We start from the raw sequence: 23,879 nt of genomic DNA on the forward strand, positions 1-23,879 counted from the left end.
GGTTAGTACATGAGCGTAATGAAAAAGTTGTTCCTCACACTCAGCGTTGCGGCCGCAAGCGCGGCAGTAGCCTCGGATCAGTTAAGTGGCGCAGCGTCCATGCTGCCCGAAGCAAACTATAGCAACGGAAAAGCATCTGTCGAGGAGGTTTTAGGCTACTCAATCGGTACGAAAATAACCTCTCCGGAGGCCATGAGCCGGTATTTCGAGGCGTTGGCGGCGGCGTTCCCCGATCAGGTGAAACTACTGGATTACGGCAAAAGCTGGGAAGGGCGTACGCTCTACTACGCCGTTATCTCAAGTGCGGAGAATATGGCCAACTTTGATAACTTCGTTGGCAATATGCAGCGTTTAGCGGACCCCCGTAAAACCAGCCAGCAAGAGGCGCAACGACTGATCGCTGAAACCCCAGCCAGCATTTGGTTATCCTACGGCGTGCACGGCAATGAGATCTCCTCTCCGGAGGCGGCGATGATGACGGCTTATCATCTGCTCAATGATCAACGTCCACAAACCAAGGACTGGTTACAAAACACGGTGGTCTTCATCGATCCGTTGCAAAACCCGGATGGCCGCGCGCGCTTTGTACAGCGCTATTACATGACGGCAGGACTCGAGCACTCGGCGGATCGCCGCAGTGCTGAACACAATGAACCCTGGCCCAGTGGCCGCACCAACCACTACTTGTTTGATATGAACCGCGACTGGATCGCGTTGACGCAACCAGAAATTAAAGGGCAAGTCGATGCTCTGCTGAAGTATTACCCATTGGTTTTCGTTGACTTGCACGAGATGGGTGGCGATTCGACCTACTATTTTACCCCTGAAGCACGGCCTTATAACCCACTGATAACCGAACAGCAACGGGAAACCTTGAACTGGATTGGTAAAAACAATGCCTCGTGGTTTGATAAGAAGGGCTTTGATTACTTTACCCGCGAGATTTTTGATGCTTTCTACCCAGGCTATGGCGCAAGCTGGCCGTTGTACCACGGCTCCGTGGCGATGACCTATGAAATGGCCTCGGCACGAGGCCACCGCTTTGAGCGTAAAGACGGCTCTATTCTGACCTACGCCGATGGTGTTCAGCAGCACTTTGTTGCGTCACTTTCGACCATAGAAACGGTCTCAGAGCGTCGTCAGGCACTGTTAGAAAAGTTTTGGAATTACCGGCTTAGCGCGATAAAAGCGGGTGAAGATGACGAACAACGAGCATTAATTGTGGCCGCTGATGATGACCCTGCGGCGGCGCGAAAACTGGCGTCGTTGTTGGTTGAACAAGGCGCTGACGTGCAGCAGGCGCAGGAAAACTTTCGCGTGTGCGGAACCGATTACCCTGCTGGAAGTTATATCATCGATAAAGCACAGCCGGCCTACCGTATGATCAGTACCTTGATGGATGAACAGGTCGATATGGCTAGGGACTTCATTGAGGAACAGGAACAACGACGCAATAATAACTTACCGGATCAGATTTATGATGTAACCGGTTGGTCGTTGCCGTTAATGTTCAATGTTGATGTGGACGGTTGTGACGATGTGCCACGCGTCGACAGCGTTGCCGTTAGCGAAGGTCGTATCGCCCCCGGACAACTACTGAATGCCGATGCTGAGGTTGGTTATCTGGTACGTTGGGGTGACATGAACGCCGGTCGTTTGGTGACCGCGGCACTGCGGCAAGGGCTGCAACTAAAACAAAGCGAGTTAGCTTTTACTCACGAGCAGGCCGGCAAGTACCCAAGCGGCTCACTGGTGATTACCCATGCTGATAACCCTGATGTGGAACTGCCAACGGTACTGGCACAGCTGGCTGAACAAACCGGCGCAACGATTCAGGGAGTGGATACCAGTTGGATCACCGAAGGACCAAACTTTGGCTCGGGTAATGTGCATGGCTTGTTTGCGCCCAACATTGGTATGGCGTGGGATGAACCTGTCAGCCAGTACAATGCCGGCCACACGCGGTATGTGATTGAGCGGCAAATGAATTATCCGGTGACGGCGATTCGCACCGATGACTTGCGCGGCGGCGATCTAGCTGGCTTTGATGTCTTTATTTTACCGGCAAGTGCCGGTTATGACCGCGTCTTTAATGCGGAAACGGTGGCGGCGTTCAAACGCTGGGTGGCCGACGGTGGTGTGTTAGTGACCTTGGGAAATGCTTCCGGCTGGGCCGCTGAAGCTGGTCTGTTAAACACCAAAGTTGAACGGGCTATCCCAAAAGAGGGGGTTGAAAAGCCTGCGGAAGAAACGCGCGTTGACGGCACGGAAATCACCTCAAAAGCGCAGTTGATGACTGAGATTCAGGCTCATGGCGTAAACCCTGACTGGGTATCCGGAGCATTGGTGAATGCCGACGTTGATAAGGACCACTTTTTAGCCGCCGGTTTAAAACAACGTTTAGTCAGCTTGTTTAATGGTAATACCATTTTGGCTCCGATTGATATCAATCATGGCCGCAATATTGCCTGGTTTGCCGACAAAGAAGCGTTAATCGCCAGCGGCTTTTTATGGGATGAGACGCAACAACAACTCCCTTACAAGCCTCTGTTAATCTGGCAACCGATGGGTGAAGGCATGGTGATCAGCTTCACTCAGGAACCGACCTATCGAGCTTATATGGACGGTTTGAATATGGCACTGATGAACGCCTTGTTCCTGGCGCCGGCGACCACCCGCTAATGGACGGAGATGCGTAGATGGAGATTACGCAGAAAAAATACCAAGCCAAAGCTCAGAACACCACAGAGGATGTGGTTTCTGGCTTTACTCGGAAGGTAGCGAATTATACCCAGTGGGGCGCGGCCGTGGTCGTGGCTCCGCTGGCGATTGTTCAGGGGGTAGCGGGGCACTGGTTGATGACTGCCTGGCTCGCCGCGTTTTGTGTTTACTCGTTAAGTCTGGCGTTGATTTCGCGCCACCAAAATCTGAAGCAAAGGCAATTACTGGCTTTTGTTTCCATGCTCGCACTGGCAGCCAGTTACTCGACCTTCATCAACGGCATTAATGGCTTTGTCTGGTCGTTTCCGGTGATGGCTTCGATTGTGTTTTTACTGCGTCGAAAATGGGCCGTTGTTTCTGCCTTTACTTTCTTTGTGCTTATGGTCATTGCGGCGGTGGTTGCGATGCCGCTTGATATTGCCTGGCGCGGCTCGCTGTCACTGGCTGCGGTGTTAGTGTTGACACTGACCTTGCTGTTTTTGCTGGAAACAATGCAGCGCAGCTTTACCCGTTTGGCAACCACCGACACCCTAACCGGAGTCTATAACCGTAAAAGCCTCAACAGCCGGCTCGACCAGGTTCTTGCATTGTACAAACGCAATCAGCAACCGGTTTCAGTGGTCATTTGCGATATTGACTGGTTTAAACCGATTAATGATAAATATGGGCATTTACAAGGTGACCGTTTGTTAGTACAGGCGGCTAAGTTGATCCGCCAGTCGGTGCGGTTGAGTGACAGTGTGTATCGGGTGGGTGGCGAAGAGTTTCTCATTTTGATGCCGGAAACGGATGCTGGTGGTGCGGCCAAAGCCGCTGAACAGCTACGCCTGCGCTTTGCCGCGAACGAGTTTAAGCTAAAAGGTGCAAGCCCGAAGATGACGTTGTCAGCGGGTGTGGCCCAGTTACGTACGGGGGAACACTGGACCGACTGGCTTGAACGGGCGGATAAATGTCTGTATCAGGCAAAGGAATCGGGGCGTAATCAGGTCGTTAACGATTAAGAGAGGGGTAATATGGCACAGTTTGGGATTGTTGGTCTGGGTCGATTTGGTGCCAGAACCGCATTGGAGTTGCTGGATCTTGGCCATGACGTAATTGGTGTGGATTCGGATGAGAAGAGTGTTGATGCCATAGCGGATCATTTAACGCACGCAGCGATTGCCGATGTGACGGATGAGCGCGCCCTACGCGAACTCAGCCTGGAAGAATGTGATGTTGTGCTGGTCGCGATTGGCGAGGATTTGCAGGCCAGCCTTTTATGCGTCTTGCACCTTAAAAGTATTGGGGTGAAAGAAATCTGGGCAAAAGCGACATCAAAAGAGCATCACCAGATTTTGTCCAAGCTCGGCGTAACCCGCATCATTCATCCGGAAGAGGAAATGGGCATCCGGGTGGCGCAGGCACTGAATTACCCCATGGTTAACGAGTATATGTCGCTTGGCCATAACTGGTATTGTGTCGAAATTGACGTGAGTTCAGAATTGGATGGCAAAACCATTGAAGACATCTTACCGGATGAGCTTGAGCACTTTCACCTATTGCTGCTGAAACGCAGAGACGAAGTAACCGCTAATCCTTCTACGTCGGTGACACTGCAGGGCAATGAAACCCTGGTGATTGCGGGTAGTCTGAAAGCACTGAAATCAATGGCGCCCAAGTTGAAATAACCGATGAAGCAGTGGTTACCTTCTTTTAGCTTTTTATACCAAAAGCGGCCGCGTACACGCCGACGTTCCATTAATCTGAGTCCACCGGTGATTCTGGCCAGTGGCTTTTTGGGTTTGATCGTGCTGGGCACCTTGTTGCTGAAATTGCCGTTTGCCACCGAGCAACCGATTACTTGGTTGGAAAGTTTGTTTACGGCGACATCCGCGGTAACGGTAACAGGGCTGGTCGTAGTGGATACCGGTGCAACGTTTTCCGGGTTTGGCCTTTCCGTCATCACGCTGCTGATCCAGGCCGGCGGACTGGGGTTTATGACCTTCGCCGTGGTTGCCGCGATTTCCTTGGGTGGACAGGTCGGGCTAAAGCAACAAATGCTGGCGAAAGAGGTTATGCAACAAACCAGCCTGGGTAGCATTAAAAAAACAGCATTTGCCGTTGTGACCCTGGCACTGGTTGCGGAGGCCATCGCCATCGTTGTAATGACAGTGTACTGGACAGCCGAGAAAGGTTTTGTCAACGCGTTACTGGAGTCCGTCTTTTATGCGGTGTCGGCATTCAACAGTGCGGGGTTTGTGCTTACCCCCAATGGTCTAGTGGATTACCAGGCTGAGCGCACCATTACTCTGCTGATCAGTGTTTTATTTGTGATTGGCGGACTGGGGTTCTCGGTCATCAACAACATTTACGAAAAGCGTCGCTGGAACCGGTTTTCGGTCTATTCCAAAGCCATTTTAATAGCGACATTGCTGATTAATGCGGTTGCCATGGCCATTTTATGGTTGCTGGAGAGCGGCAACCCCGCAACAATCGGCAATATGCCGTGGTATGATCAAGCGGTCAACGCCTGGTTTCAGGCGGTGACGCCGAGATCGGCCGGATTTAATACCGTCGACACCGGTGCGATGACCGAAGCCAGCGCCGTATTTACGCTACTGTTGATGTTTATCGGTGGTGGTTCGATGAGTACAGCCGGCGGCATTAAATTGGGTACCTTTATCATTTTATTGCTGGCTACCTATACCTTTTTACGTCGTCGCGAGGCGGTTACCCTGGGTGACCGCACAATACCGCAGGACCTGGTGATGAAAGCGCTGGCGGTGACCATTGTTTACCTGGGTCTCATCTTTGCCGGTATATTTGCGCTAATGATTTTGAATTCGCTGCCGTTTATAGATATAGCCTTTGAGGTTTTATCGGCGTCGGCAACGGTCGGGCTATCCAGAGGTATCACAGCCGAGGTGACCGATAGCAGCCAGCTCATTTTGATTTTTCTGATGTTTGCCGGTCGTTTGGGACCGTTAACATTAGGCTATTTTGTGGCGACACCGAAAAAACGCCACGTACGCTATCCGGATACGGACATTCAGGTCGGCTAAAATAACGAGTAACGTGAACTATGTTGAAGTCTCTCAAGTTTAACCAAAAAGTAATATTGGCAGCGTCCTTAATTCTGGTGCTGGTATTGGGTGTTTTTACGCTCACCAATTTTTATCAGATGTCGAGTCAGGTGCGCGCCGACTTACAGGCTCAGATGCAGGCGTTATCCGGTTCGGTCTCAAATAATATATCGCACTGGCTAAATGACCGTATGCGTATTATCCGTGCGACAGCCAATGCCTATTCGGATACCGACAGCATTGAACAAGCATTAGCCAAAGTTCAGCAGTCAAAAGCGGCCGGCGATTTTAAAAATGTTTATTATGGGCTGACGGACGGTACTTTTATTCTTGACGATACTTCAATTGATTTACCGGATGATTATGATGCGCGCAGCCGCCCCTGGTACCAACTGGCATTGGAGGAAAATCAGCCGACCTATACCAAGCCGTACATCGACGTCACCACCAATGAACTGACCATTTCGGCCGTCGTGCCGATGCGCGAAAATGGACGTCTATTGGGCGTAGCCGGCGGTGACATGATGCTGGATACCATTTCCGCTATCGTGAATGATGTCGACTTTATGGGGCTTGGATTTGCGTTTTTGGTCAACAATAAGGGCAGCATTTTAAGCCACCCGGAGACCGACATGGTGGACTCTAATTTGTCCGATTATCTGGGGTCCAAGGTACCGATGACCAGTGACTTTAACGGCTACCGCATTGACGGTGTGGATCGTCTGGTGTCGTTTAGAAAGGTTGAAGGAATTGACGGTGTTGACTGGTATCTTGCGGTTGCTATTGATGAAGAGCAGGCATATGCCGCCGTGTCATCGTTCGCCTGGACGGCCATTGTCTACATGGTTATCGGTATCATTGCTGTGGTGCTGTTGTTGAGTTGGTTGCTGCGGTTATTACTCAAACCACTGCAACGTCTGAACCATGCCGTAACCGATATGGCTCGGGGCGAGGGTGATCTGACACAACGGTTACCGGTCGAGTCCGATGATGAATTTGGGCGCTTGTCACAGCGTATGAATGAGTTTATCCGTAAGATTCATTCAGCCATCAGTGACGTAAGAAAAGCGTCCACCCAGTTAGAAAAGAATGTTGCCGCGATGGTGAAAGCCAATCAGGACTCGGTTAACCTCGGTGATGAACAGGCACAGCGCACCAATACCGTGGCAACGGCGATTAATGAGCTTGGTGCCAGCGCCAATGATATTTCCGACAGCGCCTCGAATGCTTCTGAGCGGGCGTCGGAGGCAAATCATAAATCGACCGAAGCGCGGCATGCGCTGAGCGAAAATATGCAGCAGATACAGCACCTTTCGCGGCGCATGCAGGAGTCTGCGCAGGCGATTACGGAGCTGGATGAAAATACGCAAAATATCGGCCAGATCCTGGAAGTCATAAAAGGGATTACCGAACAGACCAATTTGCTTGCCCTAAACGCCGCCATTGAAGCCGCGCGAGCCGGTGAGGCCGGACGTGGCTTTGCGGTCGTCGCCGATGAAGTCCGTAGTTTGGCGCAACGTACGGCGGACTCAGCGGGTGAAATCGAAGCGATGATAGAACGTGTTCGCCAAGGCACCAAAACCGTTGTTGGTGTCATTAAAGAGAGCGAAGCAACCAGTGACGCTTGTGTGAAATCTGCGGAACAATCGTCTCAGCACATGGCAGAAATCGATGCCATTATCGGCAAAATTGATGACGTTAACCACTCCGTGGCTTCAGCGACCGAACAGCAGAATTCTGTGATTAAGTCGCTGGATGAAGACATTACTAACATCAGTCAGTTGAACGAACAGAATCAAACGAACCTGCGCCGTACCAACGATGCCTGTCAACAGTTACAACGGGAATTTGATCGTTTAGAATCCTTAGTCAGTAAATTTAAATTAGAATAACTCGATTAAGGAGAACAACATGAAAGGTGCATTATTGGTTGGCGCATTGGCAATGCTCGGCGGTCCGGTGCTGGCAACAGCCGAAGCGCAGGAAATGTCGCGTTCAGAGTCTGCTGAAGGAGCGCAGGCGTATATTATTTCGCCTCAGAATGGCGAAGTCGTAGGTCGTACCTTTAAGGTCAAGTTTGGGTTGACGGGAATGGGCGTAGCGCCGGCAGGCGTTGACGTGAAACACACCGGTCACCATCACCTGCTGATCGATAAAGACGAGCTACCGGCGCTGGGTCAACCGATGGGTGGGGATGTGATTCACTTCGGTGGCGGACAAACAGAAACTACAGTTACGCTGGAACCCGGTGAGCATACCCTGCAACTGATTTTAGGTGATAAAAACCACGTGCCTCACGAACCTGTGGTGATGTCCGAAAAAATCACCATCACTGTTAAAGACGACTAATCTAAGTCCAACTCTAACTGCTGTTGTTGCTCGGGGTCAGGTAAGGCGACGCTGACCCCAAGCAATCGCACCCCTTTATCCGCACCGCGAGACCAGGCTTCCTGCAACAGTTGATAGAAAAGGCTGGGGGATACTCGCTGACTGCTGCGCGACACAGTGGTTTGGGTAAAATCGGAAAATTTTAGTTTAACCGTCTGCGAACGAATCGGTTGTTGATGCCAGTGCGTGACTCGCAACCGTTGTTTTAGCTTGGGTAACAGCTGTTGCTGGCAGTAATCTTGTGCCGTACCAAGCTGTGTCATGTCGGCGGCCAGCGTTTGTTCTACACCGACGCTTTTGCGGATCCGTTCGGTAACCACCGGACGAAGGTCAATGCCCAGGCAACGCTGGTGTAACACATAACCGGCCTTATCTCCGACGATTTGCTGTAAATGGGGCATTTCTATTGCCTGAATATCAGCTCCGCATAAAAGTCCGTGTTGTGCGAGCACTTGCTGACTCTTTGGCCCTACACCCGGTATCCGTTTTAATTCAAGTCGAGCGATATAGTTCAATACCTGATCCGGAGTGACCAGAAACTGGCCATCGGGTTTGCGCTCGTCACTGGCGATTTTCGCGACCATTTTTTGATTAGAGATACCGGCCGATCCGGTAATGCCCAACGCTCTTATCTTGTCGCGGAGCGCTTGAACGGTGAGCGACGCACTGCCTTTAAAGAGCGTATTCTCGGTGAGATCTAAATAAAACTCGTCAATGGAGGCGGGTTCAATAACGTCAGTAACTTCACTGAGCAGTGCCAGAACTCGCTTTGACATCTCTCGGTAGCGGGCCGGATCAGGTTTTACGAAGATGAGCTGCGGACACAAACGGCGCGCGTGGCTGCCGGGCATGGCACTCTTTACCCCATAACGACGAGCAATATAATTGGCGGTTGCGACCACGCCGCGTTCACCGCCCCCGCCGACTGCAAAGGGTTTGTGCCGCAGCGATGGATCCCGTAACACCTCAACGGATGCAAAGAACGCGTCGAGATCGAGTAGAGCAATTTTTCGCGTAAGCTCAGCCAAGTGTTTATCCTGTGCGCATTTGTGGTTATAATCAGCCCACAAACTGGGTATGATGATCACCAGCCACTTTAGGAGAAACCAGTGAAACGTATTAAATCTCTAGCATCCAAAGGCCTTATTGCCTCTATCGCTGCATTGTTTGCTGTTGCTGCTGGCGCAGCCTCGGTTCAAGACAAAATGTCTAAGGAAGCGATCGAGAAGCGTATTGAACCGCTTGCCCAACATTATGTGGCTGGAGAAGAAAGCGATCAACAGGCAGATGCCGGTGGTACGCGTTCAGGTGAAGCCGTTTACAACCAATTTTGTGCGGCGTGCCATACATCAGGTGTGATGGGTGCACCCAAAATCAATAACGCCGGAGACTGGGAAGCACGCCTGGAGCAGGGCATGGAAACCGTATTGCGTCATGCCATTGAAGGCTATAATGCGATGCCTCCAAAAGGTACCTGTTCGGACTGCTCAGACGAAGAAATTCAAGCTGCTATCGACTACATGACAGCTGATATTTAAGTAAAGCCGGTTACCGAAACAGATTCTGACTAAAGCCACCTTTAAGAGGTGGCTTTTTTTTGCCAATATTACACCTTGAACAAATATTCACCGTAAGTCTTGCATCTTTTAAACGGCTGTTTATACTTTACGTTTGTTACAAATGGTAACATCAGAGCGTTTTTTTATATGATGTGAAACTTATTTTATATTTAAGGGAATGTTAATTGGTGAATGGCGCGAAGCCACAACAAACGTCACAACAACTTGAGGCCGAAAACCTCAGGCTTAGGAAAGTCGTATCTCGACTTAAGCAACTGACCCATAAATATCGCTCCGCAGAAGTCATACAAAACGCCTTATTTCAAATTTCCGAGCTGGCCGCTCAAGTGCGCAACATGGATAGTTTTTACCGCTCTGTGCATGAGATCATTGGCAAACTCATGTTCGCGAAAAACTTTTATATCTGTCTTTATGATGCGCAAAAGGAAGTAGTTAATTTTGTCTACTTCGTTGACGAAGTCGATCAGGACACATTATTTGAAGAATTACCCGTCGAGAAACTGAGTGCCGGTCTTACCGGTTATATTCTACGAACCGGTGAGCCGTTGCTGTGTCCGCCGGAGGTGTACCAGCAGTTGATCGAGAACGGCGACGTTAAAGAGATGGGGGCAGCTCACGTCGACTGGCTCGGTGTACCACTAAAAAGTGGTGACCATGTGATCGGTGTGATGGTGGTGCAGAGCTACAATGACGCCTTTCGCTACGATGAGAAAGATGAAGAACTGCTTACCTTTGTGTCGCAACACGTTGTCAATGCCCTGGAACGTCTCAAACAGCGTGAGTTAATGCAAAACGAGATTGAGCATCAGACCGCTGAGTTACGGCATGCGAACGAGAGCTTGATGCGTGAAATCACTGAGCGTGAGAAGGCGGAACAACAAACGGCAGCCCTCTTTGCCATCTCCGAGCTGACCAATACGTCCGATAATATGGCGACTTTTTACAAGAGCCTGCATGCCGAGATCAGTAAACTGATCCATGCGGATAACTTCTATGTCGCTTTGCTGTCTCCCGATAAGAAATACCTGCATTTTCCCTATCACGTTGACGTGACCGGAGCGCAGGCCGAACGTCGGCGAGTCAGTCGCGGTTTAACAGAGTATGTCATTCGTGAGCAACGTTCATTGTTTCTTAATGCGCGTTCCCGGCAACAACTGATTGAGGACGGTCAGGTGACACCGGGCACCGGAGGCGGCAAGTTGGCCAAACAATGGCTCGGATCGCCGTTGATGCTAAAAGGTGAGGTGTTTGGCGTTATCGCGGTACAAACCTATGACAGTGAGTTTTTGTATCGCAATGACGATCTTGAGCTACTCAACTTTGTATCGCAACACGTTGCTGTGGCTATTGACCGGAAGCGATCCGCTGAAGAAATTCAGCGGGTAAACCAGTTTCTGGAAAAGAAAGTGACCGAGCGCACTGAGGAACTGGTGTCTGAAATTGAACGCCGCAAGAAGATCGAAGCTCGGTTGTTTCACGATGCGCATCACGACAGTTTAACCGGACTGCCCAACCGCGCCTTATTTACCGAGCGTCTTCAACAGGCGGTGGCCCACAAAAAGCGTCATCCGGAACATCACTTTGCGGTGTTGTTTCTCGACTTGGACCGTTTTAAAAACATCAACGACACACTGGGGCACTCCGCCGGCGATGAGTTTTTATTGGATGTTGCTAAACGAGTCAGTGACTGTACCCGAGAGAATGACATGGTCGCGCGCTTAGGCGGCGACGAGTTTGTGGTACTGCTGGACACTATGACGTCCGTTGACGACGCCAAAGACGTTGCAAAGCGAATGATTAAGAGTCTTGCTGAACCTTTCTTGTTAAACGGTCAGGAGCATTACTCAGGCGCTAGTGTGGGTATCGCGTTGTGTCAGGGTGAGCACGATTCAGTGGAACGACTGCTGCGCGACGCCGATGCGGCGATGTATCAGGCTAAAACACAAGGCCGCGGTCGCTATGTGTTATTTGATGAGTACATGCACCAATCGCTGGTGGATTCGGTAAAACGTGAAACGGCGTTACGTCATGCGAAAATAGAAGAAGATTTTGACATTGAATATCAGGATATTATCGAGCTGACAACGAATCAGTTGGTGGGCATTGAAATGCAAATACGCTGGAATGACTCCCATCATGATATATCGACCGACGAATTCGTGGCGCTGGCAGAGAAAACCGGTCTTATTATGAAGCTGGACCGCTATGTCTTAAAACGTTGCTGCGAGCGTCTTAACCAAACGCGGCAACAGGAATTGCCATGCCTGCATGTGAACTTGTCAGCACGGCATTTGCTAAAAGCGGGATACATCAATCAGCTGATCGAGCTGGTAAAGCGTTACGACATTGCGCCCGATCGTATCGCGCTGGAGTTTTCGGAAACTGCGTTAACGCAAAATGACCGTCGTTCTCTGGCAAGTTTAAGACGGCTGTCGGAGCTTGGCTTTACGTTGGTTATCGATCACTTCGGGCGTGGTGCAGGACCGTTGCAGTATTTGTACAATTATCCGTTTTCGATACTGAAGCTCGATCACAATTATGTCGCGCGACTTAAAAGTAATGAGCGCGCCCGTGCGATGTTAAAGCACGTCGTCACACTGTGTGATGAGCTCGGCATTCGCCTTTATGCGGCGGGTCTCGATTCTGAACAAGAATACGCCAACATCACTCAACTCGGTGTAAGTGTTGGCCAGGGCAATTATGTTACCGACGGTGTGCGTTCGCAGAACCGTGCCGATAAACGTTCAACGGCTTAGCGATCCTTTTTTAACGCGTTTTTTAACATTTCCAGTCCGCGGCTGCGCTGCTCTTCCTGTTCCTGTTCCGATTTTTGTTTGCGCTGATGTTCCCACTCTAAATCGTCCTGTGGCAATTCGTGCAAAAAGCGGCTGGGCTGAGGTTGTATAACCTCGCCAAACTGTCGGCGTTCACGCGCCATGGTGAAGGTGAGCTGGTGCTGAGCCCGGGTAATACCCACGTAGGCGAGACGACGCTCCTCTTCGACATCATCGAGGTCGATACTGCTTTGATGGGGTAATAAGCCTTCCTCCATGCCGACCAAAAATACCTGGGGAAACTCGAGGCCTTTTGACGCGTGCAGCGTCATCAATTGCACCTGATCAAAGTTCTCGTCTTCTTCGTTGCGCGACATCATGTCACGTAAGCAGAGTCGACTGACGACCTGATCCAGGCTCATCGGTTCGTTCTCGTCGTTACCGTCGAGCATCTCGCTGACCCAGCGGTGCAGTTCATGAATATTCTTAATCCGCATTTCTGCAGCTTTTGCACTCGGGCTTTGCTCAAATAGCCAGTCTTCGTAGCCGATGTCGCTGAGCAACTGACGCACGGCCTCCTGCGCGTCCGGTTGATGCTCGGCACGGCGCGCGAGCGTCGTCATCATACTGACAAAGGTATCCAGCGCGTTAAATACATTGCTGCTCAGTAAGGTTTTGACGTGTGGTGACTGTGCGGCTTCGAACAGGCTGCAGCCGAGTTCTTTCGACAGTTCACCGATGCGTTCAATGGTTTGTGGGCCAATACCGCGCCGGGGTACATTAATAATACGCAAAAACGCCGTGTCGTCGGTTGGGTTAACCAACAACCGGAAGTAGGCCATGATGTCTTTGATTTCTGCCCGCGCAAAGAACGACTGGCCACCGGTAATTTTGTAGGGAATGCGGTTATTCATCAGCGCCTTTTCAAACAAACGAGCTTGATGATTGCCGCGGTACAGAATCGCGAATTCGTGGTAGGGCGTTTTGCGCAAAAAGCGTTGTTTTACAATTTCTGCGACGACCCGTTCTGCCTCGTGTTCTTCATTTCGGCCATACAACACGCGCATGGGTACGCCGTATTCCATATCGGAAAAAAGTTTCTTTTCAAAGACGTGTGGGTTGTTTTCGATAAGAATGTTAGCCGCTTTCAGAATACGGCCGTGGGAGCGGTAATTTTGCTCCAGTTTTACCACCTTAAGCGCGGGAAAGTCTTTTTGCAGCAAGGCCAGATTTTGTGGTTGCGCGCCGCGCCAGGAATAAATCGATTGATCGTCGTCACCGACCACCGTAAAGCGCGCCCGTTCACCGACCAGCAGTTTCACTAACTGATATTGACTGGTGTTGGTATCCTGATACTCATCCACCAGTAGGTATTGGTATTTTTTCTGCCAGCGTTTGCGAACGGCTTCATTGGTTTGCAACAGCATGGTCGGCAACCGAATTAAATCATCAAAATCAACCGCGTTGCACGCGGTTAAATTACGCTGGTAGTCCGTGTACACGGCGGCAAAATCCCGTTCTTCCGGCGTGGCAGCCTGGCGCAACGCAAGCTCCGGTGTCAGCATATCGTTCTTCCAGTTGCTGATTTGGTGCGCGCAACGTTGAATCAGTTGTTTATCGCCGTCCCATTGCTCTTCAGTCAGCGCTTTCAACAATGCAAAGGTATCCTGGTCATCAAACAGAGAGAAGCCGGCTTTTAATCCTAAGGCGCTGAGTTCTCTACGGATGATGTTCAGGCCGAGCGTATGGAAGGTCGATACGGTGAGGCCGCGGGCACCCTGTTTACCCATGGTTTGAGCGACCCGTTCCTTCATTTCTCGTGCGGCCTTGTTGGTAAAGGTTACCGCCGCAATCTGCCGCGCCGTATAAATTCTTTCACGGATGAGATAAGCGATTTTTTCAGTGATAACGCGGGTCTTGCCACTGCCGGCGCCGGCCAGCACCAGCATCGGGCCCTGAATATAGTGAACTGCTTGTTGCTGGCGCTCGTTTAACATTAAACAGACCTTAAAAGGAGTGGTAGACTAGTGAAGCAACGGATTTTACCGAAAGGATAAGACAATGGACAATAAAACCATCGAAAACATTGCAAAGCAAATCAGTGAGAGTATGCCGGCAGGTGTCAAAGAAATGGCTGGCAATGTTGAACAACGGGTTAAGCAAACGCTGCAAACCCAATTAGCAAAACTCGACTTGGTGACGCGAGAAGAAATGGACGTACAACAACAAATGCTATTACGCCTGCGCGAGCGCGTTGAGCTTTTAGAACAGCAATTGGCAGAACAACAAACGGACAAACAAAAGGACTGATTGCCCGTGGTGCAATTAATTAACGGTAAAGTGGTTGAGAACTATCGCTGGAGCGATAGTGTGTTCAGTTTACGCATTATTGCTGAACCCTTTGACTTTAAGGCTGGCCAGTTTGTGCGATTGGGGCTCCCGGGCGGTGATGCCAAAGCGTTGCGGGCTTATTCACTGGCAAGCCCGCCGGGTGCGTCGGTGATTGACTTTGTCATTGCTGAAGTCGCTGATGGGCTCACCAGCCCGCAACTGGCCAAGCTAAAACCTGGTGACTCGGTAACCATTACACAACCGGCAAGTGGCTTTTTTACCCTTGATGAAGTGCCTGACGGTGACGATTTGTGGCTGCTGTCAACGGGTACCGGTATCGGCCCCTTTATATCCATGCTGCATACCGAGCAGCCCTGGCGCCGGTTTCGGCGTATTAATCTGGTTCACGGAGTTCGCACAGCCGCGGATCTGGTGTATCAGGAGCAGATTCAGCACTGGCAACAACAGTATCCGGACCGTCTCGGTTATCAGCCGGTGATAACCCGTGAACAGATACCGGGCGCCTTAAACGAACGAATTCCACAACTGCTCGAGTCTGGCAAGCTGGAAGCGGCTTTAGCGACATCACTGACAACTAATAGCCAAGTGATGTTGTGTGGTAATCCGGATATGATCACTGAATGCCGAGGGGTACTGGCAGCGAAAGGACTCGCCAAAAACACCCGCCGTAAACCGGGCAATGTGACCTCTGAAAATTATTGGTAAGTCAGTTGCTGATGCTGGCTGCGTTGGTTAGCCAGCATCACTCTCCGCCGGCTTAGGCGCTTTCTTTTTCGTCGGCTTTTTCGCACCAAGAGCAATTAATACTTGCTCGCGTTCGCGCGCCAGGAAAAACGCTAAATTTTCCAATGTTTGCTCATCGCTGACGGTTTCACTGCGCGCCAATAATGGCACTAGCTCATCCACCATGTCCAACATCTTGTCGTGGGCATCGGCTTCCGCTTTGGTGTTAAACGTCATTTTTTCCTCTCCGTCACGCACAACAACGTATTGGGTTACTACCGGCATGAATCATCCTCGTGGGTATTAAGAATACTGGTTATTTATACAGTTGAATGGGCTTGAATGCAACCTTTGTATCATGCATTTGCTGACACAGAAATCAGCGATCTCCCCGCAGAGCCAGTCAATAATAGCGCTATACTTCGCTGTTTTGAGAGGTAGCTATGGCGTTAGCAACGGTGTTTACGCGAGCAAGTCTGGGTATTGATGCCCCGGAAATCCGAGTCGAAGTGGACTTAGCCAGAGGGTTGCCCGGGTTTGCTATTGTCGGGTTACCGACCGCAACCATTCGTGAAGCTAAAGATCGGGTAAAGGCCGCGCTGATGAACGCCGGTTTAGAGTTTCCACAGGCGACCAAAATTACCGTCAACCTCTCGCCCGCCGACGTGCCAAAACAGGGAGCTCGCTATGAGTTAGCCATTGCGGTGGGGATCCTGGTTGCATCGGGGCAGGTGCCCGATTCGGCGATCATGAACACTGAGTTTTACGGCGAACTGGCCTTGAATGGTGAGCTACTGCCGGTTACCGGTCTGGTGCCAGCGTTGTTGGCTTGTCGTAGCGCAAAACGAACCGCGTTTATTCCGTTAAAAAATGAAACCGATGCCGGCTTGATTCAAGGACAGACCGCGTATCTGGTACCGGATTTAATCGGCGTGTTTGAGCACCTTCATCAACACAATGGTCTTCGCAAGGCAACACCCATCGACTGGCAGCTTACGGAACCGACAAGCAGTGGCGATCTTGCCGAAGTGATGGGGCAGGAGCAGGCAAAACGGGCATTAACGCTCGCGGCAGCAGGGCGCCACCATATCCTCTTTGTCGGCCCACCCGGCACCGGTAAAACCATGCTTGCACAACGATTGATGAGTTTAATGCCAGCGTTAACGGAACAAGAAGCGCTGGAGTTGGCCTCGATCCGCTCCATCGCGCAGCAGCCGGGAACGTTGCAAGACTGGCGGGTGCGTGAATTTCGTGCCCCTCACCACTCGTGCTCAGCGGCTGCCTTGGTCGGCGGCGGATCGCCGCCGCGACCGGGCGAAATCAGCCTGGCGCATAATAGCGTCTTGTTCCTGGATGAATTACCTGAGTTTTCTCGTCATGTTCTGGATTCTTTGCGAGAACCGTTAGAAAGCGGTCACGTCACCATCAGTCGTGCCGCTCATCACGTCCGTTTTCCGGCAAATTTTCAACTGATCTGCGCGTTAAATCCGTCACCCTGCGGTCAGTTTGACGGCTGCCTGGCCAGTTGTCGTTCGACCCCGGATCAAATCATGAACTATTTAAACAAATTATCCGGCCCGTTACTGGATCGGATTGATATTCAGGTTGCGGTACCGCGAGAAACATCGAGTTTGCGGGTAAACGCGCGCAAGCATTCCCCCCTAAACAGTCGGCAACTGAAAGCACAGGTTAGCGCCGCTCGCGAGCGGCAATTGGCCCGTCAGGGCTGTCTCAACAGTGACCTTCGTGCAAACGCGGTGCTCGACTACAGTCAACTGAGTGATGGGGATCATGAGTTTCTGATAGCCGCGATTGAAAAGCTCAAGCTCTCTCACCGCGCCTATCATCGAACGTTGCGGCTGGCGCGTAGCATTGCGGATTTGGAGAACGAGGAGCGGGTGCAGAAGTCCCATTTAGCAGAGGCCATGGGCTATCGTGCGTTGGATCAATTAATTGATCAGGTGCGTTCGTTGTGAGCGCCTAAAATGGCGCCCCATTCATACAGCTCAGACAGTGCTTGCTGTGCGTGGCTCTGAAAGTTCTCATCTGCCGTTACACCGAGCTGTGCGGCGAGCTGTTCGATGGCATCCTGACCCGACGAGATGTCCTTTTGTTGCAGTTGCTGCCAGAGCAGCCCGAACACCGGGTTCATTAGGCGAAAACCGATACTCATATCGAGTTTGCGGTAAACCAGTATCAGCGTATCTTTTTTGTCATTCACCGACGGTTGGTTGTCTGCGCTGATCTCATGTACTGGGTATTCGTAACTTAACAACCACGCGGCGTCAGACAACACCGGCTTACCCGTAAGCAGGTCGTCGTTAAGCTGCTGCCGAACCGCTAACGTATCCTGTGGGATGTTGTCCAGTGCCAGCTCTACCCATTCGTAGTGCATTAGCTCCAACAGGCAATCGGGTTCGGCGGTATTCACTGAATCACTCTCGCGTAAGAACGACAAAAACTCAGCGGCAATCTCATTAAAATACGGCGACTGGCTGCGATGATGAATTAAAAACTGGCGTACCGCCTGCTGCCACCAGTCATCACCCATGATTGAGCAGGCTACGGGAAAGGCGGAACGGGTAAAACCGAGCAGATTATTAAAAATCAGTTCCCGGTAGACTGCCATCCGGCGCGGCTCAATATCAGCCATGTCATGTTCAGCGGGATTGCGGATGGCCGCCGTAAACTGCTGTTGAGTATTACGAAAGGACGGCATGTTGCAACGCCTGAGTTTTGCGGATGGTTGCCAATTCGTTACTGAGCGTATTGAGCGATGGAATATTAAAATCGCGCTCCAGCAGCGTTGGATGACAGCCCACGTGTTGGTAACTGTTATCCAGAAGTTTCCAGACGGGATCAATAACATCCGCGCCATGGGTATCTATGATCAAATCCGGTTGTTGCTGATAATGCCCGGCAATGTGCATATAGCGAACGCGCTCTGCAGGTAATCCCGCGATGAATTCTCTGGCGTCATAGCCATGATTGATGCTATTAACATAAACGTTGTTGACGTCCAGCAACAAGCCGCAATCGGCTTCCGTCAGTACCGCATTAATGAATTCCAGTTCGGTCATGTCATGGCTGGGCATGGCATAAAACGAGACATTTTCCAGTACCAATGGTCGCTCGAGTATGTCACTGACTGTGCGGATGCGTTGGCTAACATGAGACACGGCATCTGTGGTGAAAGGAATTGGCATGAGGTCGTACAAATGCCCGTCATCAGAGCAGTAGCTCAAATGCTCGGAATAGAGATCGATATTGTATTCGTCCAGAAAGGTTTTCAGACGTTTTAAAAAAGCATGATCAAGGGGAGCAAAACTGCCAATCGACAATGACAGCCCGTGAGTGGTAAACGGCACACGCTCACGCAACGCCCGTAACTGATGTTGCAAACGGGGGCCGGTATTCATCCAGTTTTCCGGCGCAATTTCGAGAAAGTCGAACGGGAGCTGATCGCATTCGATCAGCTCCTGGTACATCGAGCGGCGATAGCCCAGTCCTACGCTGTCGCTATTAAGCGGCACCGCACTTACCTTCACCGCATTTGCCTTCTTTGTCTTTTTTCTCTTTTGCCTGCTTGGCTTTTTCGGACATCATGGCTTCACCACACTTTCCTTCGCCACATTTGCCTTCCATGTCCTTTTGTTCTTTTGCTTGCTTGGCTTTTTCAGCCATCATGGCCTCGCCGCATTTCCCTTCACCGCACTTGCCTTCCATGTCCTTTTGCTCTTTCATCTGCTTGGCTTTTCGCTTGGCTTTTTCGGCCATCATGGCCTCGCCGCATTTCCCTTCACCACACTTACCTTCTTCCATCATTTTATGTTCAGCTTTGCTTTTGGCTTTGTCTTTTGCCTCTTCAGACTTCTGATTACCGCCGCAGTTGCCTTCCTTTTGAGCCGCCACTTCGTAGCCGGAACTGAGTTCAACGGATGCAAAGGGATTATCGGCGGCGTTCGCCGGCATGGCAGAACCCAGCGCTAATGCAGCACCGACTGAAGCGATAAGAGGTTTAACGGATTGACTCATGGTATGTTCCTTTTGTTTGGACTCTGTCCGTTAATCATAGCCAACGGCGACAGAGATCACCTAACGGTTAGCGTAAAAATTCTGCAAAACTGCTGATAAATTGTTCAAGCATCGGCCGCTCCGCATTCAAGTGCGTGACCAGGCGCAGCTTTTTCCCGCTCGGGATAACGATATTGCGTTGCGCCATAAACTGTTGTAGCTGCAAGCCCAGTTCCGCTGATGGCAGTTCAAGATAGACCATGTTGGTTTGTGCCGGATGGGTGGTGATAGCGTGTTGGCCAGCAATACCGGCCAGTTCTTCAGCAAGCCAGGCCGCGTTCGCATGGTCTTGTTTAAGACGTTCGATATGGTGATCCAACGCGTAGTCGATAGCCGCAGCAATTACGCCTGCTTGACGCATACCACCGCCGACCATTTTACGCCAGCGTCGCGCGCGGGCGATAAAATCAGCGTTGCCCACCAGTAACGATCCCACTGGAGCGCCTAAGCCTTTTGAGCAGCAAATCGATACGCTGTCGAACGGTGCCGCAAGCTCGGCAAAGCTTCGATCGGATGCTACCACTGCATTGGCGAGACGGGCGCCGTCCAAATGCATTGCTAAGCCATGTTGATCGGCAATGCGGCGAGCTGTATTAAAGTAGGCCTGATCAATCACCTTGCCGGCATGGGTGTTTTCAAACGCCAGTAGACGGGTAATCGGGAAGTGCGGATCATCAGGCTTAATGCGGCTGACCAGAACGTCCAGGTCGAGCGTACCGTCCGCCTGCACTTCTAATGGTTGAGGCACGATGCCACCAACAACGGCTGCACCGCCAGCTTCATACCGGTAGGTGTGGTATTCCTGCCCGACGATATATTCTTCGCCGTTGCGGCAATGGGCTAACAGGCCGCACAAATTACTTTGGGTTCCTGACGCACAAAGCAGGGCTGACTCTTTGCCGAGCATGGTGGCAACGCGTTGTTCCAGCGCATTGATGGTGGGATCCTCTCCGTAAACATCATCGCCGACTGGCGCATTTGCCATAGCCTCACGCATCGCGGGTGTGGGTTGGGTAACGGTATCACTGCGTAAATCGAGGCGTTTCACTCTATCTCTCCATTATTGTATTCGTTATAACCTCAAGCAAAGCATTCTAAGCCTGTGGTTGTTATGCAAGCCAAGTATAGGGATAATGAGCGTAATTCAAACAGACACTCAATAAAAAAGCGACCGCATATGAAAGTTTTCGATAACGTTTTGGAAATGATTGGCAACACGCCTCTGGTGCGTGTGAATAATTTAGACACCGGCCCATGTGAGTTGTATTTAAAACTAGAGTTACAAAATCCGGGCGGTTCGATTAAAGATCGCATCGCGGTAGAAATGATTAATGCTGCTGAGCGCGACGGAAAGTTGAAAGCCGGTGACACCATCATCGAGGCCACCGCAGGCAATACCGGTCTGGGTTTGGCATTGGTGGCCGCCAGTAAAGGTTACCCGTTAAAAATCGTCATGCCCGATAAAATGAGTCAGGAAAAGGTCAATAACCTGCGCGCGATGGGCGCCGAAGTCGTGCAAACGCGCTCTGATGTGCAGAAGGGTCACCCCGAGTACTATCAGGATATGGCCGCACGAATGGCCGCAGAGAATGGCTGGTTTTACGTGAATCAATTCGAAAACCCCGCCAACGTCGAGGCCCACTACAAGACCACCGGGCCAGAAATCTGGCAGCAAATGAATGGCGATATTGACGCCTTCGTCTGTGGTGTTGGCTCTGGCGGAACGCTTACAGGCATTGGCCGTTATTTGCGTGAACACAAAGCCGACGTCGATATGGTGTTAGCGGATCCGGCAGGTTCGATTCTCGAGCCGTTGGTGAATCGCGGCGAACACGTGGAAGCCGGAAGTTGGCTTGCTGAAGGTATCGGTGAAGATTTTGTTCCGACGATCTGTGATATTTCGATTGCCAACAAAGCCTATGCAATCAGCGACAAAGAAGGTATGCAGACGGCTCGTAAAGTGTTGGAAAAAGAAGGCGTTATGGTGGGTTCATCCAGCGGCACTCTGATTGCTGCAGCACTGCGTTACTGTCAGGAGCAGACAGAGAAAAAACGTGTGGTGACGTTGGCTTGCGATACCGGTAACCGTTATTTATCCAAGTTGTTTAACGACGACTGGATGCGTGAAAACAATTTGCTGTAAAAGAGGCGGAACATGGCGAACGATAAAACAATGAAATTTGCGACTAAGGCGATTCATGGTGGACAGGCTCCTGAGCCCGTGACCGGCGCAGTGATGCCGCCGATTTTTACCAGCTCAACCTATGCTCAGGAGAGCCCGGGTAAGCATAAAGGTTTTGAGTATTCTCGCTCACATAACCCCACGCGGTTTGCCTGGGAGCGCGCGGTAGCCAGTCTCGAAGGCGGTCAGCAGGGCTTGGCGTTTGCCTCTGGTATGGCAGCAACATCAACCATTCTGGAGTTGCTCGACAGTGGTGACCATGTGGTGGCGATGGACGATTTGTATGGCGGCAGTTTCCGCCTGTTTGACAAAGTGCGTGGCCGTTCCGCAGGCTTACAGTTCAGCTATGTTGACTTGGCCGATTTGGACCAGGTTGCACAGGCAATTAAGCCGGAAACCCGTATGATTTGGGTTGAAACGCCCAGTAACCCGATGCTGAAACTGGTCGACATCAAGGCCATTGTAAAGCTTGCCAAAGAACGCAACCCAGACATTATTGTGGTGGTGGATAACACCTTCGCTACACCCTTTAACCAGCGGCCGCTGGAGCAGGGCGCTGATATCGTGATGCACTCTGCGACGAAATACCTCAACGGTCACTCGGATATGGTCGGCGGTATTGCGGTTGTCGGTGATAATGATGATCTGGTCGAACGTATGTTGTTTTTACAAAATTCGGTCGGTGCCGTGGCCGGACCGTTTGATGCTTACCTGGCGCTGAGAGGCGTGAAAACGCTGGCGTTGCGCATGCGCCATCACAATCAGGCAGCGTTGGAGTTAGCGCAATGGCTGGAACAGCATCCGAAGATCGAAAAAGTGATCTATCCGGGCTTGCCAAGTCATCCACAGCATGAACTGGCCAAGCAACAAATGGACGGTTTTGGCGGCATGATTTCCATTCTGCTGAAAGGTGATTTGGAAGCGGCACGCAAGTTCCTGGAAACGGTGGAAGTGTTTGCATTGGCCGAAAGCCTGGGAGGCGTTGAATCGCTGATCGAACACCCGGCCATTATGACGCACGCATCGGTTCCAAAAGAAAACCGTGAGAAGCTGGGTATTCTGGATAATTTCGTGCGAGTGTCGGTTGGTATTGAAGATCTGGACGATCTCAAAGCCGATCTGGAACGGGCGTTAAATGCCTTTTAATCGACAATAACGATTAAAATAGTTTAAATTGATATGTAAAGCCGGCTAAAAAGCCGGCTTTTTTCGTTAAAAATCATGAATTTATACAAAATTTTACAGTTTAGTCATAATTGAGTAGTCTTACTGCATCAGCAATTGCTGATGGTAAAACGATAACAACAAAGCAAACAGACACAGATAAGAAGGATACATCCTATGCTATTGAGCCTACTGGTATTGCAGGGACTCGTAGCTGCGTTGTTGTTCTACGGATTGGTAGGGCAATATCAGCAAAAACCACTTTGGAATCTGTTAGCCGTATTAACGGCCGGTTTTATTCCGCCGTTAAATTGGATCCTGCTGATGACAGCGATCGGCGTAAGAATGTGGAAGCGTTCACCGCAGACCTCATCAACCCGTTCGACCTCAGCGACAACTCATCTTAGCCACTAAATTAAGAGGGCGGTATGAACGCAGTACGTCCCTTCCATCTTGCGATTCCAGTCACCTCGCTCGATAATGCCCGCCGTTTTTACGGTGATGTCATGGGTCTTGAGCAAGGCCGTAGCAGTGATCACTGGATCGATTGGAATTTCTACGGGCACCAATTCGTCACTCACGTGGCTCCGGATGTCGCCGGTCTGAAAAATCATAATGGCGTGGACGGTCACGCTGTGCCGGTACCGCATTTTGGCGTGGTGCTGTTACGTGATGATTGGGAAGCTCTTGCCGAACGCGTCCGTGCCGCGGGTATTGAATTTGTTATCGAACCCTATATTCGCTTCAAAGGAAAGCCGGGCGAACAGGGCACCATGTTCTTCTACGATTATTGTGGTAACGCCCTGGAGTTTAAAACCTTCAAGAGCGATGACGATATTTTCGCGACCTAAATAGGATG

At 50.9% G+C, this 23,879-nt stretch carries 22 protein-coding genes; 15 read left to right on the forward strand and 7 right to left on the reverse strand.

Features of this window, described 5'->3' with window-relative positions:
- The first annotated feature begins 9 nt into the window (after nucleotides 1-9).
- The 6 genes from C5610_RS00675 to C5610_RS00700 are packed head-to-tail and all read left to right on the forward strand — an operon-like array spanning nucleotide 10 to nucleotide 8,132.
- Nucleotides 10-2,682 (forward strand): M14 metallopeptidase family protein, encoded by a 2,673-nt coding sequence (locus C5610_RS00675; RefSeq protein ID WP_262339931.1) that lies wholly within the window; start codon nucleotides 10-12, stop codon nucleotides 2,680-2,682.
- 17 nt (nucleotides 2,683-2,699) lie between these two features.
- A complete protein-coding gene (locus C5610_RS00680; protein ID WP_105305418.1) occupies nucleotides 2,700-3,722 on the forward strand; it encodes a GGDEF domain-containing protein in 1,023 nt (340 codons plus the stop codon).
- A 12-nt stretch (nucleotides 3,723-3,734) separates the two neighbouring features.
- Nucleotides 3,735-4,388, forward strand: coding sequence for a potassium channel family protein (locus C5610_RS00685; RefSeq protein ID WP_105305419.1), 654 nt, complete (start codon nucleotides 3,735-3,737; stop codon nucleotides 4,386-4,388).
- Between the two features lie 3 nt (nucleotides 4,389-4,391).
- On the forward strand, nucleotides 4,392-5,762 hold the full coding sequence (locus tag C5610_RS00690; protein WP_105305420.1) for a TrkH family potassium uptake protein: 1,371 nt from the start codon (nucleotides 4,392-4,394) through the stop codon (nucleotides 5,760-5,762).
- A gap of 20 nt (nucleotides 5,763-5,782) precedes the next feature.
- A complete protein-coding gene (locus C5610_RS00695; protein WP_105305421.1) occupies nucleotides 5,783-7,675 on the forward strand; it encodes a methyl-accepting chemotaxis protein in 1,893 nt (630 codons plus the stop codon).
- A 19-nt stretch (nucleotides 7,676-7,694) separates the two neighbouring features.
- Nucleotides 7,695-8,132 carry a DUF4399 domain-containing protein gene (locus tag C5610_RS00700; RefSeq protein ID WP_105305422.1) on the forward strand — a complete coding sequence of 146 codons (438 nt, stop codon included), beginning with the start codon at nucleotides 7,695-7,697 and terminating at the stop codon, nucleotides 8,130-8,132.
- Here the strand turns inward: C5610_RS00700 and dinB are convergent.
- Nucleotides 8,129-9,199, reverse strand: coding sequence for a DNA polymerase IV (dinB, locus tag C5610_RS00705; protein ID WP_105307654.1), 1,071 nt, complete (start codon nucleotides 9,197-9,199; stop codon nucleotides 8,129-8,131). The genes C5610_RS00700 and dinB overlap by 4 nt on opposite strands.
- An 81-nt stretch (nucleotides 9,200-9,280) precedes the next feature.
- Between dinB and C5610_RS00710 the strand changes: the two genes are divergently transcribed.
- Both C5610_RS00710 and C5610_RS00715 read left to right on the forward strand, forming a co-directional pair.
- The gene (locus tag C5610_RS00710; RefSeq protein WP_262339932.1) at nucleotides 9,281-9,709 is read left to right on the forward strand and encodes a c-type cytochrome; all 429 of its coding nucleotides are present in this window, start codon (nucleotides 9,281-9,283) and stop codon (nucleotides 9,707-9,709) included.
- 377 nt (nucleotides 9,710-10,086) lie between these two features.
- Nucleotides 10,087-12,507 carry an EAL domain-containing protein gene (locus C5610_RS00715; RefSeq protein WP_262339933.1) on the forward strand — a complete coding sequence of 807 codons (2,421 nt, stop codon included), beginning with the start codon at nucleotides 10,087-10,089 and terminating at the stop codon, nucleotides 12,505-12,507.
- Here C5610_RS00715 and rep read toward each other — a convergent pair.
- Nucleotides 12,504-14,522: a DNA helicase Rep gene (rep, locus tag C5610_RS00720; RefSeq protein ID WP_105305424.1), complete on the reverse strand. Its 2,019-nt coding sequence runs from the start codon at nucleotides 14,520-14,522 to the stop codon at nucleotides 12,504-12,506. The two genes, C5610_RS00715 and rep, sit on opposite strands and share 4 nt — an antisense overlap.
- 64 nt (nucleotides 14,523-14,586) lie before the next feature.
- Here rep and C5610_RS00725 point away from each other — a divergent pair, with 64 nt between their 5' ends.
- Nucleotides 14,587-14,835 (forward strand): accessory factor UbiK family protein, encoded by a 249-nt coding sequence (locus tag C5610_RS00725; protein ID WP_105305425.1) that lies wholly within the window; start codon nucleotides 14,587-14,589, stop codon nucleotides 14,833-14,835.
- A 6-nt stretch (nucleotides 14,836-14,841) separates the two neighbouring features.
- Entirely contained in the window at nucleotides 14,842-15,582 is a 741-nt protein-coding gene (locus C5610_RS00730; protein ID WP_105307656.1) for a ferredoxin--NADP reductase, read from the forward strand.
- A gap of 27 nt (nucleotides 15,583-15,609) precedes the next feature.
- On the opposite strand, the gene C5610_RS00735 is transcribed toward C5610_RS00730, so the two are convergent.
- On the reverse strand, nucleotides 15,610-15,885 hold the full coding sequence (locus tag C5610_RS00735; protein WP_105305426.1) for a YebG family protein: 276 nt from the start codon (nucleotides 15,883-15,885) through the stop codon (nucleotides 15,610-15,612).
- Between the two features lie 158 nt (nucleotides 15,886-16,043).
- Between C5610_RS00735 and C5610_RS00740 the strand changes: the two genes are divergently transcribed.
- On the forward strand, nucleotides 16,044-17,576 hold the full coding sequence (locus tag C5610_RS00740) for a YifB family Mg chelatase-like AAA ATPase (RefSeq protein WP_105305427.1): 1,533 nt from the start codon (nucleotides 16,044-16,046) through the stop codon (nucleotides 17,574-17,576).
- On the opposite strand, the gene C5610_RS00745 is transcribed toward C5610_RS00740, so the two are convergent.
- From C5610_RS00745 to ltaE, 4 genes are all read right to left on the reverse strand, one after another.
- Nucleotides 17,558-18,319, reverse strand: a complete 762-nt coding sequence (locus C5610_RS00745) for a DUF2063 domain-containing protein (protein ID WP_105305428.1) — start codon at nucleotides 18,317-18,319, stop codon at nucleotides 17,558-17,560. The two genes, C5610_RS00740 and C5610_RS00745, sit on opposite strands and share 19 nt — an antisense overlap.
- Nucleotides 18,303-19,088 carry a DUF692 domain-containing protein gene (locus C5610_RS00750; RefSeq protein WP_105307657.1) on the reverse strand — a complete coding sequence of 262 codons (786 nt, stop codon included), beginning with the start codon at nucleotides 19,086-19,088 and terminating at the stop codon, nucleotides 18,303-18,305. Before C5610_RS00750 ends, C5610_RS00745 begins: the two co-directional genes overlap by 17 nt.
- Nucleotides 19,089-19,122: 34 nt before the next feature.
- Nucleotides 19,123-19,635 carry a hypothetical protein gene (locus tag C5610_RS00755; protein ID WP_105305429.1) on the reverse strand — a complete coding sequence of 171 codons (513 nt, stop codon included), beginning with the start codon at nucleotides 19,633-19,635 and terminating at the stop codon, nucleotides 19,123-19,125.
- Between the two features lie 67 nt (nucleotides 19,636-19,702).
- Nucleotides 19,703-20,671: a low-specificity L-threonine aldolase gene (gene ltaE, locus C5610_RS00760; protein WP_262340062.1), complete on the reverse strand. Its 969-nt coding sequence runs from the start codon at nucleotides 20,669-20,671 to the stop codon at nucleotides 19,703-19,705.
- Between the two features lie 180 nt (nucleotides 20,672-20,851).
- Here ltaE and C5610_RS00765 point away from each other — a divergent pair, with 180 nt between their 5' ends.
- The 4 genes from C5610_RS00765 to C5610_RS00780 all read left to right on the forward strand — a co-directional run bounded on the left by C5610_RS00765 (nucleotide 20,852) and on the right by C5610_RS00780 (nucleotide 23,871).
- Nucleotides 20,852-21,817 carry a PLP-dependent cysteine synthase family protein gene (locus tag C5610_RS00765; RefSeq protein WP_105305431.1) on the forward strand — a complete coding sequence of 322 codons (966 nt, stop codon included), beginning with the start codon at nucleotides 20,852-20,854 and terminating at the stop codon, nucleotides 21,815-21,817.
- Nucleotides 21,818-21,829: 12 nt separating this feature from the next.
- Nucleotides 21,830-23,002, forward strand: a complete 1,173-nt coding sequence (locus C5610_RS00770) for a cystathionine gamma-synthase (RefSeq protein ID WP_105305432.1) — start codon at nucleotides 21,830-21,832, stop codon at nucleotides 23,000-23,002.
- A 195-nt stretch (nucleotides 23,003-23,197) separates the two neighbouring features.
- Nucleotides 23,198-23,434: a hypothetical protein gene (locus tag C5610_RS00775; RefSeq protein WP_105305433.1), complete on the forward strand. Its 237-nt coding sequence runs from the start codon at nucleotides 23,198-23,200 to the stop codon at nucleotides 23,432-23,434.
- 14 nt (nucleotides 23,435-23,448) lie between these two features.
- Nucleotides 23,449-23,871: a VOC family protein gene (locus C5610_RS00780; RefSeq protein ID WP_105305434.1), complete on the forward strand. Its 423-nt coding sequence runs from the start codon at nucleotides 23,449-23,451 to the stop codon at nucleotides 23,869-23,871.
- Nucleotides 23,872-23,879: the final 8 nt, after the last annotated feature.

The sequence above is a fragment of the Idiomarina sp. OT37-5b genome (genome assembly GCF_002968395.1).
Taxonomy (GTDB): Bacteria; Pseudomonadota; Gammaproteobacteria; order Enterobacterales; family Alteromonadaceae; genus Idiomarina; species Idiomarina aquatica.

Coding starts and splice junctions, on each gene's coding strand:
- C5610_RS00675 (WP_262339931.1), top strand. CDS start 10: ATGAGCGTAATGAAAAAGTTGTTCCTCACACTCAGCGTTGCGGCCGCA.
- C5610_RS00680 (WP_105305418.1), top strand. CDS start 2,700: ATGGAGATTACGCAGAAAAAATACCAAGCCAAAGCTCAGAACACCACA.
- C5610_RS00685 (WP_105305419.1), top strand. CDS start 3,735: ATGGCACAGTTTGGGATTGTTGGTCTGGGTCGATTTGGTGCCAGAACC.
- C5610_RS00690 (WP_105305420.1), top strand. CDS start 4,392: ATGAAGCAGTGGTTACCTTCTTTTAGCTTTTTATACCAAAAGCGGCCG.
- C5610_RS00695 (WP_105305421.1), top strand. CDS start 5,783: ATGTTGAAGTCTCTCAAGTTTAACCAAAAAGTAATATTGGCAGCGTCC.
- C5610_RS00700 (WP_105305422.1), top strand. CDS start 7,695: ATGAAAGGTGCATTATTGGTTGGCGCATTGGCAATGCTCGGCGGTCCG.
- C5610_RS00715 (WP_262339933.1), top strand. CDS start 10,087: ATGGATAGTTTTTACCGCTCTGTGCATGAGATCATTGGCAAACTCATG.
- rep (WP_105305424.1), bottom strand. CDS start 14,522: ATGTTAAACGAGCGCCAGCAACAAGCAGTTCACTATATTCAGGGCCCG.
- C5610_RS00725 (WP_105305425.1), top strand. CDS start 14,587: ATGGACAATAAAACCATCGAAAACATTGCAAAGCAAATCAGTGAGAGT.
- C5610_RS00735 (WP_105305426.1), bottom strand. CDS start 15,885: ATGCCGGTAGTAACCCAATACGTTGTTGTGCGTGACGGAGAGGAAAAA.
- C5610_RS00740 (WP_105305427.1), top strand. CDS start 16,044: ATGGCGTTAGCAACGGTGTTTACGCGAGCAAGTCTGGGTATTGATGCC.
- C5610_RS00745 (WP_105305428.1), bottom strand. CDS start 18,319: ATGCCGTCCTTTCGTAATACTCAACAGCAGTTTACGGCGGCCATCCGC.
- C5610_RS00750 (WP_105307657.1), bottom strand. CDS start 19,088: ATGTACCAGGAGCTGATCGAATGCGATCAGCTCCCGTTCGACTTTCTC.
- C5610_RS00755 (WP_105305429.1), bottom strand. CDS start 19,635: ATGAGTCAATCCGTTAAACCTCTTATCGCTTCAGTCGGTGCTGCATTA.
- ltaE (WP_262340062.1), bottom strand. CDS start 20,671: ATGCGTGAGGCTATGGCAAATGCGCCAGTCGGCGATGATGTTTACGGA.
- C5610_RS00765 (WP_105305431.1), top strand. CDS start 20,852: ATGAAAGTTTTCGATAACGTTTTGGAAATGATTGGCAACACGCCTCTG.
- C5610_RS00770 (WP_105305432.1), top strand. CDS start 21,830: ATGGCGAACGATAAAACAATGAAATTTGCGACTAAGGCGATTCATGGT.
- C5610_RS00775 (WP_105305433.1), top strand. CDS start 23,198: ATGCTATTGAGCCTACTGGTATTGCAGGGACTCGTAGCTGCGTTGTTG.
- C5610_RS00780 (WP_105305434.1), top strand. CDS start 23,449: ATGAACGCAGTACGTCCCTTCCATCTTGCGATTCCAGTCACCTCGCTC.